Source organism: Virgibacillus proomii (genome assembly GCF_018916875.1).
Classification (GTDB): domain Bacteria; phylum Bacillota; class Bacilli; order Bacillales; family Amphibacillaceae; genus Virgibacillus; species Virgibacillus proomii_B.
The window spans coordinates 158504-174655 of record NZ_JAHLNO010000004.1; the positions used below are offsets into that span (position 1 = coordinate 158504).

21 protein-coding genes and 1 pseudogene are annotated in these 16152 nt (G+C 35.5%); 17 read left to right on the forward strand and 5 right to left on the reverse strand.

The annotated features are described in order from the left end of the window. Window positions 1-22 precede the first annotated feature (22 nt). Entirely contained in the window at window positions 23-463 is a 441-nt protein-coding gene (locus KQI21_RS01940) for a DUF2507 domain-containing protein (RefSeq protein ID WP_216482328.1), read from the reverse strand. A 769-nt stretch (window positions 464-1232) separates the two neighbouring features. Between KQI21_RS01940 and KQI21_RS01945 the strand changes: the two genes are divergently transcribed. The 4 genes from KQI21_RS01945 to KQI21_RS01960 all read left to right on the forward strand — a co-directional run bounded on the left by KQI21_RS01945 (window position 1233) and on the right by KQI21_RS01960 (window position 5096). Beyond that, on the forward strand, window positions 1233-1847 hold the full coding sequence (locus KQI21_RS01945; protein WP_216482329.1) for a succinate dehydrogenase cytochrome b558 subunit: 615 nt from the start codon (window positions 1233-1235) through the stop codon (window positions 1845-1847). Between the two features lie 29 nt (window positions 1848-1876). Then, window positions 1877-3652, forward strand: a complete 1776-nt coding sequence (gene sdhA, locus KQI21_RS01950; RefSeq protein WP_216482330.1) for a succinate dehydrogenase flavoprotein subunit — start codon at window positions 1877-1879, stop codon at window positions 3650-3652. After that, a complete protein-coding gene (sdhB, locus tag KQI21_RS01955) occupies window positions 3645-4409 on the forward strand; it encodes a succinate dehydrogenase iron-sulfur subunit (protein WP_216482331.1) in 765 nt (254 codons plus the stop codon). Before sdhA ends, sdhB begins: the two co-directional genes overlap by 8 nt. Before the next feature lie 246 nt (window positions 4410-4655). Then, window positions 4656-5096 (forward strand): acyl-CoA thioesterase, encoded by a 441-nt coding sequence (locus KQI21_RS01960; RefSeq protein WP_216482332.1) that lies wholly within the window; start codon window positions 4656-4658, stop codon window positions 5094-5096. A 484-nt stretch (window positions 5097-5580) separates the two neighbouring features. On the opposite strand, the gene KQI21_RS15940 is transcribed toward KQI21_RS01960, so the two are convergent. Then, complete coding sequence (locus tag KQI21_RS15940; RefSeq protein ID WP_253291240.1) at window positions 5581-5757, reverse strand: ATP-binding cassette domain-containing protein; 177 nt, start codon at window positions 5755-5757, stop codon at window positions 5581-5583. 149 nt (window positions 5758-5906) lie between these two features. On the opposite strand from KQI21_RS15940, the gene KQI21_RS01970 reads away from it, so the two are divergent. Then, window positions 5907-6254 carry a methylenetetrahydrofolate reductase gene (locus KQI21_RS01970; protein WP_216482333.1) on the forward strand — a complete coding sequence of 116 codons (348 nt, stop codon included), beginning with the start codon at window positions 5907-5909 and terminating at the stop codon, window positions 6252-6254. A gap of 134 nt (window positions 6255-6388) precedes the next feature. On the opposite strand, the gene KQI21_RS01975 is transcribed toward KQI21_RS01970, so the two are convergent. Both KQI21_RS01975 and KQI21_RS01980 read right to left on the reverse strand, forming a co-directional pair. Continuing rightward, a complete protein-coding gene (locus KQI21_RS01975) occupies window positions 6389-6727 on the reverse strand; it encodes a hypothetical protein (protein WP_216482334.1) in 339 nt (112 codons plus the stop codon). Between the two features lie 22 nt (window positions 6728-6749). Then, window positions 6750-7388 (reverse strand): hypothetical protein, encoded by a 639-nt coding sequence (locus KQI21_RS01980; RefSeq protein ID WP_216482335.1) that lies wholly within the window; start codon window positions 7386-7388, stop codon window positions 6750-6752. Window positions 7389-7400: 12 nt separating this feature from the next. Here KQI21_RS01980 and KQI21_RS01985 point away from each other — a divergent pair. The 5 genes and pseudogenes from KQI21_RS01985 to KQI21_RS15960 form a co-directional block, all read left to right on the forward strand. After that, window positions 7401-7591, forward strand: a pseudogene (locus KQI21_RS01985) (3-oxoadipyl-CoA thiolase); the annotation flags it as partial. 473 nt (window positions 7592-8064) lie between these two features. Next, window positions 8065-8220 carry a MurR/RpiR family transcriptional regulator gene (locus tag KQI21_RS17015; protein WP_253291241.1) on the forward strand — a complete coding sequence of 52 codons (156 nt, stop codon included), beginning with the start codon at window positions 8065-8067 and terminating at the stop codon, window positions 8218-8220. 46 nt (window positions 8221-8266) lie between these two features. Next, window positions 8267-8491, forward strand: coding sequence for a phosphoheptose isomerase family protein (locus KQI21_RS17020; protein WP_253291242.1), 225 nt, complete (start codon window positions 8267-8269; stop codon window positions 8489-8491). A gap of 626 nt (window positions 8492-9117) precedes the next feature. Next, on the forward strand, window positions 9118-9303 hold the full coding sequence (locus tag KQI21_RS15955) for an acyl-CoA thioesterase (protein ID WP_253291243.1): 186 nt from the start codon (window positions 9118-9120) through the stop codon (window positions 9301-9303). 52 nt (window positions 9304-9355) lie between these two features. Continuing rightward, window positions 9356-9556: an acyl-CoA thioesterase gene (locus KQI21_RS15960; protein WP_253291244.1), complete on the forward strand. Its 201-nt coding sequence runs from the start codon at window positions 9356-9358 to the stop codon at window positions 9554-9556. Window positions 9557-9892: 336 nt separating this feature from the next. Here the strand turns inward: KQI21_RS15960 and KQI21_RS02000 are convergent, their stop codons facing one another. Further along, window positions 9893-10117: a helix-turn-helix domain-containing protein gene (locus KQI21_RS02000; protein ID WP_010651078.1), complete on the reverse strand. Its 225-nt coding sequence runs from the start codon at window positions 10115-10117 to the stop codon at window positions 9893-9895. A 708-nt stretch (window positions 10118-10825) separates the two neighbouring features. Here KQI21_RS02000 and KQI21_RS02005 point away from each other — a divergent pair. From KQI21_RS02005 to KQI21_RS02035, 7 genes are all read left to right on the forward strand, one after another. Beyond that, complete coding sequence (locus KQI21_RS02005) at window positions 10826-11362, forward strand: GNAT family N-acetyltransferase (protein WP_216482336.1); 537 nt, start codon at window positions 10826-10828, stop codon at window positions 11360-11362. A gap of 364 nt (window positions 11363-11726) precedes the next feature. Beyond that, entirely contained in the window at window positions 11727-12257 is a 531-nt protein-coding gene (locus KQI21_RS02010; RefSeq protein ID WP_216482337.1) for a helix-turn-helix domain-containing protein, read from the forward strand. Window positions 12258-12307: 50 nt separating this feature from the next. Next, window positions 12308-12772: an IS3 family transposase gene (locus KQI21_RS16625; protein WP_216482338.1), complete on the forward strand. Its 465-nt coding sequence runs from the start codon at window positions 12308-12310 to the stop codon at window positions 12770-12772. Continuing rightward, window positions 12748-13119 carry an IS3 family transposase gene (locus KQI21_RS02020; protein WP_253291245.1) on the forward strand — a complete coding sequence of 124 codons (372 nt, stop codon included), beginning with the start codon at window positions 12748-12750 and terminating at the stop codon, window positions 13117-13119. The genes KQI21_RS16625 and KQI21_RS02020 overlap by 25 nt, the downstream gene beginning before the upstream one ends. Window positions 13120-13481: 362 nt before the next feature. Continuing rightward, on the forward strand, window positions 13482-13571 hold the full coding sequence (locus tag KQI21_RS16630) for a transposase (protein WP_216482340.1): 90 nt from the start codon (window positions 13482-13484) through the stop codon (window positions 13569-13571). 302 nt (window positions 13572-13873) lie between these two features. Beyond that, window positions 13874-14149, forward strand: coding sequence for a hypothetical protein (locus KQI21_RS02030; RefSeq protein WP_253291246.1), 276 nt, complete (start codon window positions 13874-13876; stop codon window positions 14147-14149). 750 nt (window positions 14150-14899) lie between these two features. Beyond that, complete coding sequence (locus KQI21_RS02035) at window positions 14900-16036, forward strand: CdaR family transcriptional regulator (protein ID WP_216482341.1); 1137 nt, start codon at window positions 14900-14902, stop codon at window positions 16034-16036. Window positions 16037-16152 lie beyond the last annotated feature (116 nt).

Here is a 16152-nt window from a genome sequence, read left to right on the forward strand (position 1 = left end):
TTAGTAGGAAATATAGCTGCATCTATTGGGAAAATATTACTTTAAATTCCACTTGATGAATTCGTGAGTGAATGGATTCTATGCATTCACATTCCCTCTTTTGAATTTGCTGTAAAGATTCAGCTAAGAATCCAGCCTCCAGACGAAAATCCGCAGGGAAAGGCGCTTTCAACCGTTGTACAACAGAATCAGCCATTAATTGAAACGTCATCTCTTTCTTTTTTAGTTTCACTAATTCAAGATTTCCCCACCCTAAATGTGCAAAGATATGTACAATATCCTCCGTGGTTTCTTTGTGAAACTTCCTTGCCAGTTTTCTCCCCATAAAATATAAGAGAGTATGAGATTCCTTTCCCAGTAACTCTGGTAGGCTTACATAACGTAAAATATCATAGCCAGCACCTGCTGTATGTAAATTCTCTAATTCTTTAACGGATATCGATGTATCCTGTTTATAAGTCATGAATGTCATCCTCTCTAGTTTCTCTCAAAATCAATTCAGATAGGCAAAAACTCATCTTACATTATCTATCATTGAGCATACTCTTGCAAAGAAAAATGGGCGAGCATCAAGCTCCACGCAGGTGACGACCTGCTAGTTGTACTTCTATGTCAAGCATTAATATTTTTTATAATGCCAAAGCAACTTCTACGCAAAATTTTATCCTTTCTTTACGTGCAAGTAAACAATTAATTTACTACATATTAGTTTACCATATATAAATAAAGCTGCTAAACTATGTTTTTAAATTGAGTACTAGGATGCCTCTCGTATCTGAAGAGTATGATTTTGCCACACTTTTAGTCACTCCTAAAAACAACTGTCGCTTAATATAATCATCCAACATAAAAGAATCCGTTACGTTTTTCTTTATTCGTTGTCATACTTTCATAAACCAAATGAAAACTAGATAGCTGAAATAGAGCATTTAATAGAAAAAAAGTTATGTTTTATTTTACACCTATTTATCATGCAATTAGCGAAGATTTTTATACAGTATAAATGATTTGAAAACTACTCCTTAATGGGAATTTTATCCTAAATTTAGAAATAAACGCGATAGGTACCGTTTTCTTGACGCTTCCATCTGTAAGAAGTACAATAAACATGTCGCAATTGTACAAATGTCAACTCGCTGTACTTTCCTTTTTTGAGAAGAGTAGGGTTGACTACTAAATATGTACAACATTTTGATGCTTATTACAGATCAAACTAAAGGGGGGGGAACAGATTGACAGAACATCGTGAGTTTCTAACTAGAAGACTTCACTCGTTGTTAGGCGTACTTCCAATTGGGGTATTTTTGATTCAACACTTAGTGGTGAATCATTTTGCTGTTTATGGCGAAGAAAACTTCAACAAAGCAGCGGATTTTATGCATAATCTACCATTTCGCACACTCTTAGAAATAGTAGTTATTTTCTTGCCTATCTTGTTTCATGCTATTTTAGGAGTTTATATTGTTTTTGTAGCACGAAACAATACGAGAAATTATGGTTTTTTCCGTAATTGGATGTTCTTATTACAACGCGTAACGGGTATTATTACGTTTGTCTTTATTGTATGGCATGTATGGGAGACTAGAATACAATTGTGGTCTGAGGGTGCAGACTATAGTCTCATGGAAGGAATTCTTTCCAATCCGTTCATGTTTTGGTTTTATATTGTTGGTGTTTTATCTACTATTTTTCATTTTGCAAATGGGCTATGGAGCTTCTGCGTTACTTGGGGGATTACGCAAACGCCAAAGTCGCAAAAAGTTGTTACATACGCAACATTGATCGTCTTTTTAGCGTTAAGCTATGTCGGTGTGAGGACATTAATCACATTTGCATACGGTGTTTAATTTAAAGGAACAGGGAGTGAGTGACAGTGATGAGTAATCGAAAAGTTGCTGTAGTCGGCGGAGGTTTAGCTGGCTTAATGGCAACGATAAAAGCAGCAGAAGCAGGCGTTAGTGTCGATCTTTTTTCTATTGTTCCCGTAAAGCGCTCTCACTCAGTATGTGCTCAAGGTGGAATTAACGGTGCAGTCAATACGAAAGGAGAAGGGGATTCTCCTTGGCTTCATTTTGACGATACTGTTTATGGCGGTGACTTCTTAGCGAATCAGCAACCGGTAAAAGCGATGTGTGATGCAGCACCTGGGATTATTCACATGTTTGATCGCATGGGTGTTATGTTTAACCGTACACCGGAGGGGTTACTTGATTTCCGCCGTTTTGGTGGAACCCAAATGCACCGAACAGCATATGCAGGAGCGACTACAGGGCAACAATTACTTTATGCAGTTGATGAACAAGTTCGTCGTTATGAAGTAGAAGGGCTTGTTACAAAATATGAAAACTGGGAATTCGTACGGGCGATTATTGATGAAGAGGGTGTTGGAAGAGGAATTGTTGCGCAAAATGTAAAAACACATGAAATAAAGGCATTTCCTTCTGACGCTACTATTTTTGCTACTGGTGGACCGGGGATAATTTTTGGTAAATCTACGAACTCCATGATTAATACTGGTTCAGCAGCAAGTAAACTGTATCAACAAGGTGTAAAATATGCGAATGGTGAGTTTATTCAAATTCATCCTACCGCGATACCCGGTGATGATAAGTTACGATTAATGAGTGAGTCTGCCCGTGGAGAAGGCGGCAGAATATGGACATATAAAGATGGAGAACCATGGTATTTTCTAGAAGAAAAATACCCAGCTTACGGTAACCTGGTACCACGTGATATTGCTACACGTGAAATATTTGATGTTTGTGTAAACCAAAAGCTAGGTATTAATGGAGAGAATATGGTTTATCTTGATTTATCACATAAGGATCCGGAAGAGCTTGATATTAAGCTTGGCGGAATTATTGAGATTTATGAAAAATTTGTTGGTGAAGATCCACGAAAAGTACCGATGAAGATATTCCCTGCAGTACATTATTCCATGGGTGGACTATGGGTAGACATCAATCAGATGACAAATGTTCCAGGAATATTTGCAGCAGGTGAATGTGACTATTCCATGCATGGCGCTAACCGATTAGGTGCTAATTCTTTATTATCTGCAATATATGGAGGGGCGGTTGCCGGGCCAAGTGCAATTAAGTATATTGAAGGCTTAGATAAGCATGTAGATGATCTGTCATCCAGCTTATTCGAAGAAAATGTGAAGGTTGAACAGGATAACTTTGAAAAATTAATGAAGAAGGATGGCGACGAAAACGCTTATCAAATTCATAACGAGCTTGGTCAATGGATGACAGATAATGTAACCGTTGTTCGTGAAAACAAAAAACTATTAGAAACCGATGAGAAAATCCAAGAATTACTGGAGCGTTTTGAAAATATTAATATTAATGACACTTCACGTTGGAGCAACCAGGGAGTAATGTTTACCCGTCAACTGAAGAATATGCTTCAGTTAGCACGTGTTATAACACTAGGTGCTTATCATCGGGATGAAAGTCGTGGAGCTCATTACAAACCAGAGTTTCCAGATCGTAATGACGAAGACTGGTTGAAAACAACTATCGCTGAATTTGATCTAGAAGCAAATTCACCTAAATTTTCCTATGAGGACGTTGATGTTTCTCTGATTAAGCCACGTAAGCGTGACTATACGAAGAAAAGTGAAGGGGGAGTAAGTAAGAATGGCTGAGAATAAAACAGTTACGTTTATCATTACTCGACAAGACGGCTCAGATTCTGCCCCCTATCAAGAAACATTTAAAATTCCATATCGACCAAATATGAATGTCATTTCTGCATTAATGGAAATTCGTAAAAATCCAGTTAATGCAAATGGGGAGAAAACAACACCAGTTCAATGGGATATGAACTGTTTAGAAGAAGTTTGTGGTGCTTGTTCCATGGTCATCAATGGCGTAGCTCGACAGTCATGTGCGGCACTTGTAGATAAGCTGGACCAACCAATTCGCTTAGAGCCAATGTCAACATTTCCGGTAGTTCGGGATTTAATTGTTGACCGTGAACGTATGTTTGATGCGCTAAAACAAGTTAAAGCTTGGATTCCGATTGATGGTACACATGATTTAGGGCCTGGTCCACGTATGCCGGAAAAGAAACGTCAATGGGCTTATGAATTATCTAAATGTATGACGTGTGGGGTTTGTTTAGAAGCTTGTCCAAACGTTAATGATAAGTCTAATTTTATTGGTCCGGCTGCTATATCGCAAGCTCGTCTATTTAACGCACATCCAACCGGTGCCATGAATGCCAGCGAACGGCTAAATGGTCTAATGGAAGATGGCGGTATAGACGGTTGCGGTAATTCACAAAACTGTGTGCAAGTATGTCCTAAAGGTATTCCTTTAACTACTTCCATTGCAGCCATGAACCGGGCAACAAATATCCAAGCGTTTAAAAACTTTTTCGGAAGTGATAGCGCGCTTTAATCTCATTATACAAAAGGCCCCTGCCAAAAGCGGCTGGGGCCGTTTTACACATAATGAAAGTTTAATAAGTAAGTTGATGTTTCAAGTTTATTATATGATGGGAAATTAGCGTTCTTTAGACTTGTTGTTTATCAATAAGTAATATATGAATAATGAAGATTGAATGTTCAGTTTATTTAAGGGTAAGTAATATGATTAGATGTTCAGGTTAACAAAAGTAGTCTAATATTAGAGGGGTGGGTACTCATGAGAATTCCATACATAGAGGATTTAGATAAATGGCGTTCAACATTTACGTTTTTCATTCCAATAAAGGTGCGTTTTTCAGAAACAGATTTATTTGGTCATATGAATAATACTGCTTCATTTATCTACTTTGAACAAGCACGAATCGAATATTTAAAGTCACTAGGCTTATTTAATAGTTCAGGAGAAATGGAAGCTATCCCGGTAGTTTCTGATTTGCAATGTAACTATTTAAAACAATTATATTTTGATCAAACGCTTCATGTTTATGTAAAAGCTCAACATGTAGGAAATACATCAGCAGATATTCACTACATGGTTTTAGATGACAAACAGGAGATCGCACTAACTGGACGTGGTAGACTAGTATACATTCATGTTCAGACAGGTAAGCCAGTGTCGCTAGAAGAATCAATGAAGGAAGCTCTTCTACAACAGTAGGTAATAATAAACCGGTTTTTCGCTTTCATCGAAGCAAAAACCGGTTTATACATTAGCTTTATTTCCGATAAGTTGGTTTATAAGGTTGTTCACAGCTTAATTCATGGCTCTTTGTTCAATAGGTAAAAATATATATAATCAGAATATAAATAATCAAGAACAGCATTAATTCATCGCATTCATATAAAAAGATGCTCCGTAAACAAAAATAGCTAAACTTAAAAATAAAAGTGTTGTTTATCGCCATTTCTTCACACTTTGATTTGATTGTAACCTTTACATCTTCCATATGTTGCTTTCTCGTTTTAATAACATAACAATATTTAAAGTTTTGAATTAGTTCATTCGTTTTTTCCTGTAAAACCATCTTTCCCTGATTCAGTAAATAAATGTAATCACTATATTGTGAAGCTTGATTTAATAATGGTCGGAAACAATAACAATATGATTAACCGCATAATCACGAATCATATTCCAAATTTCATCACGATGTGTCCAATCCTGAAACTGGTTCATCTAAAACAATAATTTTATACTTTGGTAGTAATAACATAGCAATTAAAACTCTACGCTTCGTACCACCAGATAGTTTTTTCGTTTTTTCATGGTAATACTCTTGTAAAGTAAACTTTTTTAAGTCCTTATAAGGGTTGATATCCAATTGAAAGATGACTTTTAGATGTTACATCATTTGAACTTATTAAACAATTCAACGAAGGAATATCTTTTTCCGCAAAATCATTAAAACGGCGAACTACCTTTCACGTTGCTGGTGCTTTTAATCCAAATGTTCATAATCTGGAAAAAGCAGTGAAAAGATTAAAAAAGAAGATTCATTATGGTACAGATTATTTTATTACTCAACTCGTCTATGAGCCGGAAAAAATAGTTGCTATTAAGAAATCGACAGCACATCTTAAAACACCGATTTTTATCGGCGTCATGCCGCTTACTCCGACAGAAAATGCAGCATTTTTACACCATGAAGTCCCTGGCATTCGCCTCACAGATGAAGTGCGAAAAAGAATGGCAAAAGCAGCAAAGGACCGAGAGAAATCTGCTCAAGAAGGAATCAAAATCGCCAAAGAGCTTATTGACACAGCAATGGAACATTTCAACGGCATTTATTTAATTACGCCTTTTTATGCTATGAATTAACAGTCGAGCTTGCCCGCTATATGAAAGAGAAAGCGAAACAGAGACAGGTAAGTTTAGCTTAAAGCATTATAAAGATAAAGGAAGCTAACCCAAATGAATACGAAAAGTATCCTTTTTGCGGTCAGCCCCGATTTTTATTTAATGTGAATATTTACCGATTTACTTTTGTTGTTTCTGGAAACCTTAATTCCTGAACCGCCCATTTTTTGAGCAATCTCAAAAACAACTCTTTTCCCTACACTCGACACATCTATTCTATAAGTTTTTTCTGCTCCAGGCTCCAAGGTATCTGTATGCGTAAGTTGTTTATCTACATAAACGGGTAATAATTCTTTTGTTGGTGAATCACTGTCGTATACATTTATATCGAATTTACGACTATTGTTTTCGTTCATGTTTTTAACTTTCACATATAGGTTGTTATTATTTTTCTTCTTAGGGATGGTACAGCGTGAGACATTTGTTTTTGACATACAATCTCCTCCCGAATTTTGTTTATTCCTTTTTGAGGGAATTAATAGCATCAATAATCGCTTTACGGTTTCCATTTTCTCCTTGTAATAATGCATCAAGTGTGTTAGATAGACCTGAAATCATTTTTTCTATATTGTCCTTATTGTCTCCTTGTAAAGCCTGCAACATCGTAAGTGTGGATAGAGATATAGCGATTGCTGAACTAACATTATCGTTTATATTGATGACTGTATTGTTCCCGTTTGTAAAGGTATTTCCACCTGAACTTGCCTCAGCATTTGAATCAGTGTCGGCATCAACATCAACGTCGGCATCAGCATCAACATCGGCATCAACATCCGCATCGGCATCGGCGTCCGCATCAGCGTCAGCGTCAGTGTCAACATCAACGTCAGCATCCGCGTCGGCATCGGCGTCCGCGTTAGCATCAGCGTTAGCATCAGCGTTAGCGTCAGCTTTGGAATTAACCTGAGCCTCATCTTGGTTCTCACCGTATTCTTTTGCTTGAACATCTTGGTTTAAATCTGAAATGATGTCGTATAAATAACCATCATCATATAATTCTTTTAGTTTCCTCCTTCTTTTCTTCATTCTTTTTCTCATTTCTTTATCTTCTTTACTTTCTCTATTCTTTTTATTTTCTTTTCCTTCTTTAGCCAAAATGAATCCGGTTTAGAGAGCAAAAAAGTAAATGTGAATGGCGGTTCGATTGCATATGGTCATCCTTTAGGGACAAGTGGAGTCAGAATCTTCCAACATTGATTCATGAAATGAAAAAAGGGGGAGCTGCCTATGGACTTGCCACGATGTGTATTGGTGTTGGTCAAGGAATTGCAACAGTAGTAAAGAGTTATCCAAAATGAACTTCAATGCGCTATTTGAACGAAGAGACTGACACAAGACACAGGGTAATGTCTATCATGCGTTTCTCTTCGTTTATGCCCCCTTTTTTACCTCAAATGGCTACTTTCCCGTTCTTTCTATAAATGTAGAATAAATTCGTATTTTTTGGTCATACAAGTGAGTAAAGTCGAGAAGTCCTATCTCCAATACTTCTATTAAACAGTGAACAAAAATGCAATAAAATTCTTTTTTCGTACTATAAGAAAGTATAAAATTTTAGGGTTTATAGTATAAGAAAAACTACAGCTTTCGCTAAAGACTTGGCGACAAGCCATGTTTTTCTAATCTTTCGTTCATTCCAATATAATGAAGTTATAAGATTTTAGAAAAAGAGGGGCTATAAATGAGTGAAAAATTGCTTGATATCTCACCGGATATATACCAATCGTTAAGTGGTTCGGAACGGCATTTGCTGGTTTATATTTAACAAAATATGCAAAGAATAGCCACTTTATCGATTGTGAAATTGAGTAAGGAAGCAAATGTTTCAACCGCTACGATCGTCCGTTTAATGAAGAAGCTTGGTTATAATGGCTATACTTCATTTAAATATACAATAAAGGAGCATCGAAATTTTAAAGAAGGATGATATAGACAGTCAAATTAAAGAAGCAATTCGCAAAAACGAGCGTGAAGTGCTAGATACAATTCATATGTTAAACATTGGTAAAATTGAAGATGCCGATAAAATATATGTTTTTGCGAGAGATTTTTCAGAGTTAATTGGTACTGAATTAACGATTAAATTACAGCTTCTAGGAAAAAATTGTGAAATGCCATTCTTTCCTGAATATGAAGTACGCTCGCGCTTACCTTTACAAGTACTTTCAAGGGTTTTGTTAGATTCTTATGTCATTTAAACAAACTTTTACGAAAGTTGTAATTTAAGAGTGATTCTTTAGGAATTTATCTTGTACTTTTTCTGAACTTTTTCCGTACGTATTCTGGACAAATTTGGCTGGATATTTCCGTTCTCTTATGATGGATTGCTTTTTCCAAGCTTTTTTAACACTTGGCGCAACGTCTCGGGCGTGTGTTTTCATACCTTTTTGGTTAAGAGAAGCTCGCTTGTTTTCATATTCCACAACATAAGTAGGGGTAGTTTATTGTTAAAAACCAGACAACTGTATAAGGTATTCATATTAGCGGTTGCATTTTCTAGTGCAAGTTTTTTTGTTTTTCGCTGAACCTGTACACGCCATTAAAACAATTTCTGATGGAGAAGCAACGTATTCAAATGATTTGGCTCCTCGCTATTTAATGTTGGGAAATATTTTTGATTTGGAGCTTGGGCAGGTATGATGACGAGACAAGACGGCAGGACAAACGATATTGGTTCATGCAATAAGCGTTATCATACCCGCCACTTTGTATAAAAATCTTAAACCACCTGCTGAGTTCATACTAAATAGCATGAAAATTAGTTAGATACGAGCGCATTTTAAGGCAAAATTACAAAATATATGTTGAAGAGGTGAGCGTAATCATGAGAATTTCTTATATAGAAGATTTAAATCAGTGGCGCTCGACATTTTTATTTTCCATCCCTGTTACAGTTCGTTTTTCTGAGACAAATCTATTCGGACACATGAACAATATAGCAGCCTTTATTTATTTAGAACAGGTCAGAATCGAATTTTTAAAACCAGTTGGCATCTTGACGGCAATATGAATACCGAGGGGATTCCGGTATTATCTATCTACAATGTGATTTCTTAAAGGAATTGTACTTTGATCAAACCATCCATGTATATGTAAAAGCGCACCATGTCGGCAGATCATCTGTTGACATTCATTATATGGTTTTGGACGACAAACAAGAAATAGCTTTAACAGGACGAGGGAGACTTGTCTCTATTCATGCAAAAACAGGCAAGCCAGTATCATTGGAAGAAGCAATGAGAGCAGCATTGTTGGAACTGTAAAAACTAGAATTGTATCGATTCGTGTATGTCTTTTGTAATAACCAATAATTGAAGAGAGGTCCCTCAATCAAGTATGGGCTCAACGAATGAAGTGATTGCAGAAAATAGGAGTTTTATTGAGTTGGGGGAAAGTTGCTTCTTCGATTGCAAGTGCAAAGCACAAATAAGATGAAATGCCCACTAAATTATTTTGAAAAATTATGCAGAACGCCAAACTGCATTTTAGTGTAGTCTGAAGTATGTAAGGATTTAACGAATAACTTCTTTAAATAATATATTAGTGGTGTATTTAAGACTATAGCAAACACGGCTTTCCATAGTGGAAAGCCGCGTTGATTAGAGCTTTAATTCCCCCATGCGAAGGAGCTCTACAACAGCCTGCGAACGCCCCTTAACTCCCAACTTCTGCATAGCATTTGAAATATGATTTCGAACTGTTTTTTCTGATATGAATAATTCCTGGGCAATTTCTTTAGTTGTCTTATCTTGTACTAATAGCTCGAATACTTCTTTTTCCCGTTTAGTTAGTAATTGCTTCGGTTTATACTCGTTATCCTTCAAATGGTAACCCCTCCTTGCTGTCAATAGAGCTGCATATTGAAGGGAAATTATTTAGTCAATAATAGCTTATGATGAAGCAAATAAACGGTGCGTACATTTGTCAAGAGTAGCAGGAATCTCCCTGGAAATGTTTAAATAAGTTTTCCTGATTGCTACTTATGTTCTAAAAGTGTCATTTTTTATAATGTTGCTGAGAATCAACGTAAAAATAATATTTAATTGGAATGTATATATGCTTTAAAAGTAATTAATCGTTTACTGAACAAGCTCTCAATAAATATATTTATTAACTATGAGTACATAGAGAACACAAACGGAAAAATAAATGGGTGTAAAAAATATAAAAAGTGTTGCGAGAAGGTTAAATTAAAATATATTCTATCCAAAGCGTTCAACATGAATGTCATATTGAATCATTCGATATCTTGGAAGGTTTATTTCAGGTTTGATAGCTTGAAATGTATGGGAAGCATATGAGCTATTATAGAATGGACTTTATAACAGTGAGTGGTAAGTATTCTGGATCCTAGCCCCAACATAATACGATAAGTTATCAAAGGGCGATGACCTTTTTCTTTTGTGACTTATTTCAGAAATTTACAATTAAAGTGTTAGGTACTGAATTAACGGGGCAGGATTGTTTAACAAGAAATACTTTTATATGATATATTGTGGAAAAGAATAAAATGGAATGAGGGAAGAATTATTATGATTGAATTAAGGTTTTTCGAGCGTTCAGATTTTCAACAACTTATTAATTGGATTAAAAGCCCACAGTTTTTACTTCAATGGGGAGGTCCTAATTTTAGTTTTCCATTAACTGAACAACAGTTGGAAAATTATATTAAGGACGCTAACAATAATAATTCTAGTGTATTGATTTACAGTGTTATAGATAAGGAAACTGGAAATGTAATAGGACATATATCATTAGGAAATATAGACAGAAACAACAAGTCGGCGAGAGTAGGAAAAGTGTTAGTTGGAGACAAAAATGCAAGAGGTAAAGGTATCGGTGTACAAATGATGACAGAAATTCTCAAAATTGCATTTGATAAACTAGAATTACATAGAGTTAGTTTGGGTGTATTTGATTTTAACACTTCAGCAATTGCTTGCTATGAAAAGGTAGGGTTTAAAAAAGAGGGATTACTGCGAGATTCAAGAAAGATTAATAAAGAATACTGGAGTTTGTGGGAAATGAGTATTTTAGAATATGAATGGAAGGAAATGAAGAAAGCTTAGGATTTTTCAATTATTGGGTGTTTTCTACAACAATGAGATCTTTATTACGAGGGTTAAATAAACGTAAAGGTAATATAGTTTTATGAACTCTCATATTGGGAGAGGAGTATTTACTAATATGTGTATGGATGCTGGATTTAATGAAAAACAAACGGCAGTATCACGGGGGGCGTAACGGCTACATATAACATTCAAAAGCTTTGGGTTTACTTTCCCCAGATCAATCAAGTAATCTAGCAAACTTAAATATAACTCATTTATAAATCCTGGGAGTGTAAACTGAACTGTATAAGTGAGAGAGCGCACGGCTCGGTACCTACCCCCGAAAGTTAGAGTAGAAAATCTAATTTTCGGGGGTGTTTTTATGGCTAAATATAGTGAAGAATTTAAAATAAAGCTTGTCACCGAGTATTTATATGGCAACCTAGGATATAAATCATTAGCAAAAAAATATAATATGGGTAGCGAAACATCAATAATTGAATGGGTGAAAGTCTATAATTCTCAGGGAATGGATGGGTTAAAAAGAAGGCAAACTAGGGAGATGTATCCTGTCCAATTTAAATTAGATACGATACAATTTGTGTTAAAGACAGGTGCTTCTTTTTTAGAAACTGCTGTTCAATTTAATTTGAACAACCCTTCCTTAATTAGACGCTGGATGAAAGAATTTAAGGAACAAGGTGTAGAGGGCCTGGAACCAAAATTAAAGGGGCGACCTTCTATGTCCAAGAAATCCAATAAACCAAAGAAAAAGAAAGAAATAAGGTTAACACGTGAAGAAGAACTGGAACGTGAGAATGAACTACTAAGGCTAGAAAATGCGTACCTAAAAAAGTTGAGAGCTTTTCGGGAGAATCCGAATGCCTTCCACGAAAAGCACAAACAAAGTTAGCATTCGAACTCAAAAAAGAAGGATTCCGATTAAAAGATATTCTCCTTGTTGTGGGTATTCCTGAAGCAACCTACCACTATCATGTAAAAAACTTTGGGAAAGAAGATTCGGATGCAGAAATAAAAGAACTCATTAGACACCTATTTAAGCAATTCCAAGAACGCTATGGTTATAAACGAATCACAAAGGAATTAAAGAAATTAGGACATTGCGTTAATCATAAAAAAGTGTATCGGCTTATGCGGGAATTAAGTTTGAAATGTGTAAAATTTATGCGGAAATCTCGGAAATACAACTCCTATAAGGGAAAAGTTGGAAAGGTAGCGAAAAACCTTCTATCCCGCCGTTTTAACACACCTATTCCTCTTCAAAAATTAGTAACTGACATTACAGAATTCAAATGTCTAGGCGAAGAGAAGTTGTATTTAAACCCTATTCTTGACCTTTATATGGAGAAATTATTTCGTTTGGAATTAAGAAGCGTCCAACATTGGATCTTGTCATGGAACCTTTAGACGAAACAATTGAGATCATAAAAAATCACGCAACCTACCGTACTACCGTCCACTCGGATCAAGGGTGGCATTACCAACACAAACAATGGGTGAAAACATTAAAGAAAAATAAAGTATTCCAAAGTATGTCACGTAAAGCAGCCTGCGCAGACAACGCCTCGATGGAGAATTTCTTTGGCATTTTAAAGCAAGAAATGTATTATGGGGAAAAACTAGTAAGCTATGAGGAATTAAAAAGAAGAATAGAAGAATATATCTACTGGTATAACAATGAACGATCCAAAGAAAAATTGACTGGACTAAGTCCGGTCCAATACCGAACTCAATCCAGCCAATCAGCTGCATAATAAAAACTTTAACTTTTGGGGGTAAACACACTCTTGCTTCGGTCTAAGTTTATTATTTATTTCCCTGCTGTAAGTCAATCGTCCGTAAGCATTAAATAGCCCCTTGTTTAAGTAGACAGGGGAAATAATAAAAAGGATTTAAGGGTCTTTAGTGCTTCATGCATTTCCCAACACTCGAGATATATTGTGTGTCATTACTAATTTATCTATCCTACATTTAAAACCATGATGATGTACTGGAAATCTCTATCAATAGGCGATTGGTTGTCAACACTTAACTAACCTGGGCTATTCGCTCTCAATTACAACCCCATAATGGATGCTGCCAAAACGTTAAAGAAATATAAAGCAGGTAGTTTGAGATGGGGGTTGTTACGAAAATAACAAACGGTTTGTTGGAAGGGGTAAATAGCTTAGTTCAAGCAACAAAAAGAAAGGTACGCGGATATTGAACAAGTGATAATTTCATTGCTATGGCTTATGCAACAATTAACAACAAGTTAGACTTGACTGAACAGTCATGACTTATAGTTGTTCCTTTCGTTTGACTTGTCAACCTCTAAAGAATCTAAGATAACGCTTGAAGCAAACAAGGAATGATAGATTATCATAGGACTAGTAAAATCATTTTTTTCAACACTATTTAACGAGAGTTCAAAAAAATGAACTTTTAATTTAAACTTAAAATTATTACATTTTTCAAAAGCTGGAAGGAAATATTTTGATAATCAATAATGCTCAAGGAGATGACAAAATGAATCAAAAATACCTTTGCACCGTGTGTGGTTACGATGGGTTAAAAGAAGAAGCATTTGATGAAAATGGTGTTGGCTCATATGATTCTTGCGATTGCTGTGGGTTTGAATATGGTTATAGTGAAGATCATGAAGTGGGTTTAGGCTATATTGTAACACCTAAAGAAATGTTAGGTGCTGCTTTTCAATTATATCGAAAAAAATGGATTGAAAAAGGAGCAATCGTTGCTCATCCAGAATATTGTTCAAAAAAGTTTCAAGAAAACGGTAGGTGAAAAAAGAAATCTTACTGAAGCAGTTACAACGTTTGGACTTAGATCTAGATAATTTAGAATTTCTTATGGATGAATAATTTATATACTATTTGTCTACGAAATCAATACGAAAATTGATAAATGGTCATGATATAAATAACATAAGGTTATATACTTTATCCGCTAAAAAGCTTTGAGCAGAGTGATTTCTTTGTTGAAAGTTTTTTATTATGACGTTAGTGTAAGCTGATCAGCCACGAAAGCCTTATGTACATAACTGTATTACAATATTGCTCGTTTTACTTTCTATGTTTTCTCTACCTTTCTAAATTTTTTACTCGGTGAGTTGTTATAAATATGTGCTCCTTTCCTCTTTATTACAATATCAATATATAATAAAGTAAAATACGGGTGCCCCTATCGATTGTATTTTTTACTAATGGCGGATGCTACGTTGTAAAACCGTTTAGATTCCTAATTGTAAATTATAAAACTTTATAAGAGAAGCTTCAGCAAAAAATTTAAAATGGTCTCCAAGAATATGAACTCTATTTCCAGTAAGAATGATCTAATGAATTTATGGACTTCAAATTTGGCAAGATATAGGGGGATGGTGAATCGATTCCAAATATAACTAGTTAAGTCGTTAGTGTAAAAATTATGGTTAAAAATTTTATCTGAATGAATCAGTAAATCGATTATTCGATTATCATATCTTTAAGTAATTAGAGAAACAAGAGAATTTTAAAGATATAGAGGGAGGACTTTCCTATGTTAACAGATCAGCTTGCTTCAGAGATTGTAAAGCGAACCATGTCTATACTAGATTTGAATGTCAATGTGATGGATAGAACAGGGACGATTCTTGCTTCAGGGGATTCGGGGCGTATTGGGCAACTTCACAACGGAGCGCGAAAAGCAATTGAACAGAAATTAACAATAGAGATTAACTCAAGTGAAGCGAACCGGTGGGAAGGGGCAAAACCTGGGATTAACTTACCAATTCGATTTCACGACGATATTGTTGGTGTCATTGGTATCACTGGTGAACCAGAAAAGATCAGGGGCTTTTCCAAATTGGTGCAAATGGGAGCCGAATTAACGTTGGAACAGGCTTTTTTGACAAGAGAAATAGATCGAAATGCCAGAATGCGTGATGATGTTATATCCCATTTGCTACTAGGGTCTGAAAAAGAAAAAGCGTACATATTAGACAGGGCGCGATCACTAAAAATAAATACAAATGAGACGTTTGCAATTATCCTCCTTTCCGTTCCATTTCATATAACAAGTGTCCAACTGGTGAAACAAATAGAAAAATGGGCGACGACTTTGGTAACAAAAGGAGACGAAATGGTTCATTTGTACACGAATCAATTTGTTATCTTAAAAAAGCAACAGATCCCATATCTAGATACAGATGATAAATTAAAAGAATTCATAGAGAAAAAATTATCTCATGCCCCGATTTCAAATTTAACAATAGCATTAGGATCGTTTGCAAGTGGATTCCTAGGCTGGAGACAGTCCTTCCAAACAGCACAGATCATTAAAGACACTGCAGAAACTTTATATCCAGAAGGCGGTGTTTGGGATCAACACACATTAGGAATATCCATTCTGTGTTATCGCTTTTTAAATGAAGCAAGAGAGGAAGCGGGTAAAATTAGTGCTATTTATAAAAAGTTATTGGCTGCAAGTGATGGTAGATCATTGGACGTAACATTTACTACTTACGTTAAAGAAAATGGGGAAATGGCTAAAACTGCAGATAAGTTATTTATTCATCGGAATACATTAGCATACAGGTTGGATAAGATTTATGAGATCACTGGAAAGAACCCAAAGAATTTACAAGACCTTATTGAACTAAAAATAGGACAAATACTTTATCAGTTATCGATATGATAGTGCATTTGCATAAAACACAAAAATGAAAACGCCCTCTTTGTGTTCATTCGCACAATGACCTGCTATATGTTTTGCACTTACAATAGATATATAGGTGTACTAAACTACTACAT

Bases quoted from the DNA above. Each gene is read 5' to 3' on its own strand.
- sdhB (WP_216482331.1), top strand. From the start codon at position 3,645: ATGGCTGAGAATAAAACAGTTACGTTTATCATTACTCGACAAGACGGC.
- KQI21_RS02030 (WP_253291246.1), top strand. From the start codon at position 13,874: ATGAATCAAAAATACCTTTGCACCGTGTGTGGTTACGATGGGTTAAAA.
- KQI21_RS01960 (WP_216482332.1), top strand. From the start codon at position 4,656: ATGAGAATTCCATACATAGAGGATTTAGATAAATGGCGTTCAACATTT.
- KQI21_RS01940 (WP_216482328.1), bottom strand. From the start codon at position 463: ATGACTTATAAACAGGATACATCGATATCCGTTAAAGAATTAGAGAAT.
- KQI21_RS17015 (WP_253291241.1), top strand. From the start codon at position 8,065: ATGCAAAGAATAGCCACTTTATCGATTGTGAAATTGAGTAAGGAAGCA.
- sdhA (WP_216482330.1), top strand. From the start codon at position 1,877: ATGAGTAATCGAAAAGTTGCTGTAGTCGGCGGAGGTTTAGCTGGCTTA.
- KQI21_RS02010 (WP_216482337.1), top strand. From the start codon at position 11,727: ATGGCTAAATATAGTGAAGAATTTAAAATAAAGCTTGTCACCGAGTAT.
- KQI21_RS02005 (WP_216482336.1), top strand. From the start codon at position 10,826: ATGATTGAATTAAGGTTTTTCGAGCGTTCAGATTTTCAACAACTTATT.
- KQI21_RS16630 (WP_216482340.1), top strand. From the start codon at position 13,482: ATGGGGGTTGTTACGAAAATAACAAACGGTTTGTTGGAAGGGGTAAAT.
- KQI21_RS01975 (WP_216482334.1), bottom strand. From the start codon at position 6,727: ATGTCAAAAACAAATGTCTCACGCTGTACCATCCCTAAGAAGAAAAAT.
- KQI21_RS02035 (WP_216482341.1), top strand. From the start codon at position 14,900: ATGTTAACAGATCAGCTTGCTTCAGAGATTGTAAAGCGAACCATGTCT.
- KQI21_RS15955 (WP_253291243.1), top strand. From the start codon at position 9,118: ATGAGAATTTCTTATATAGAAGATTTAAATCAGTGGCGCTCGACATTT.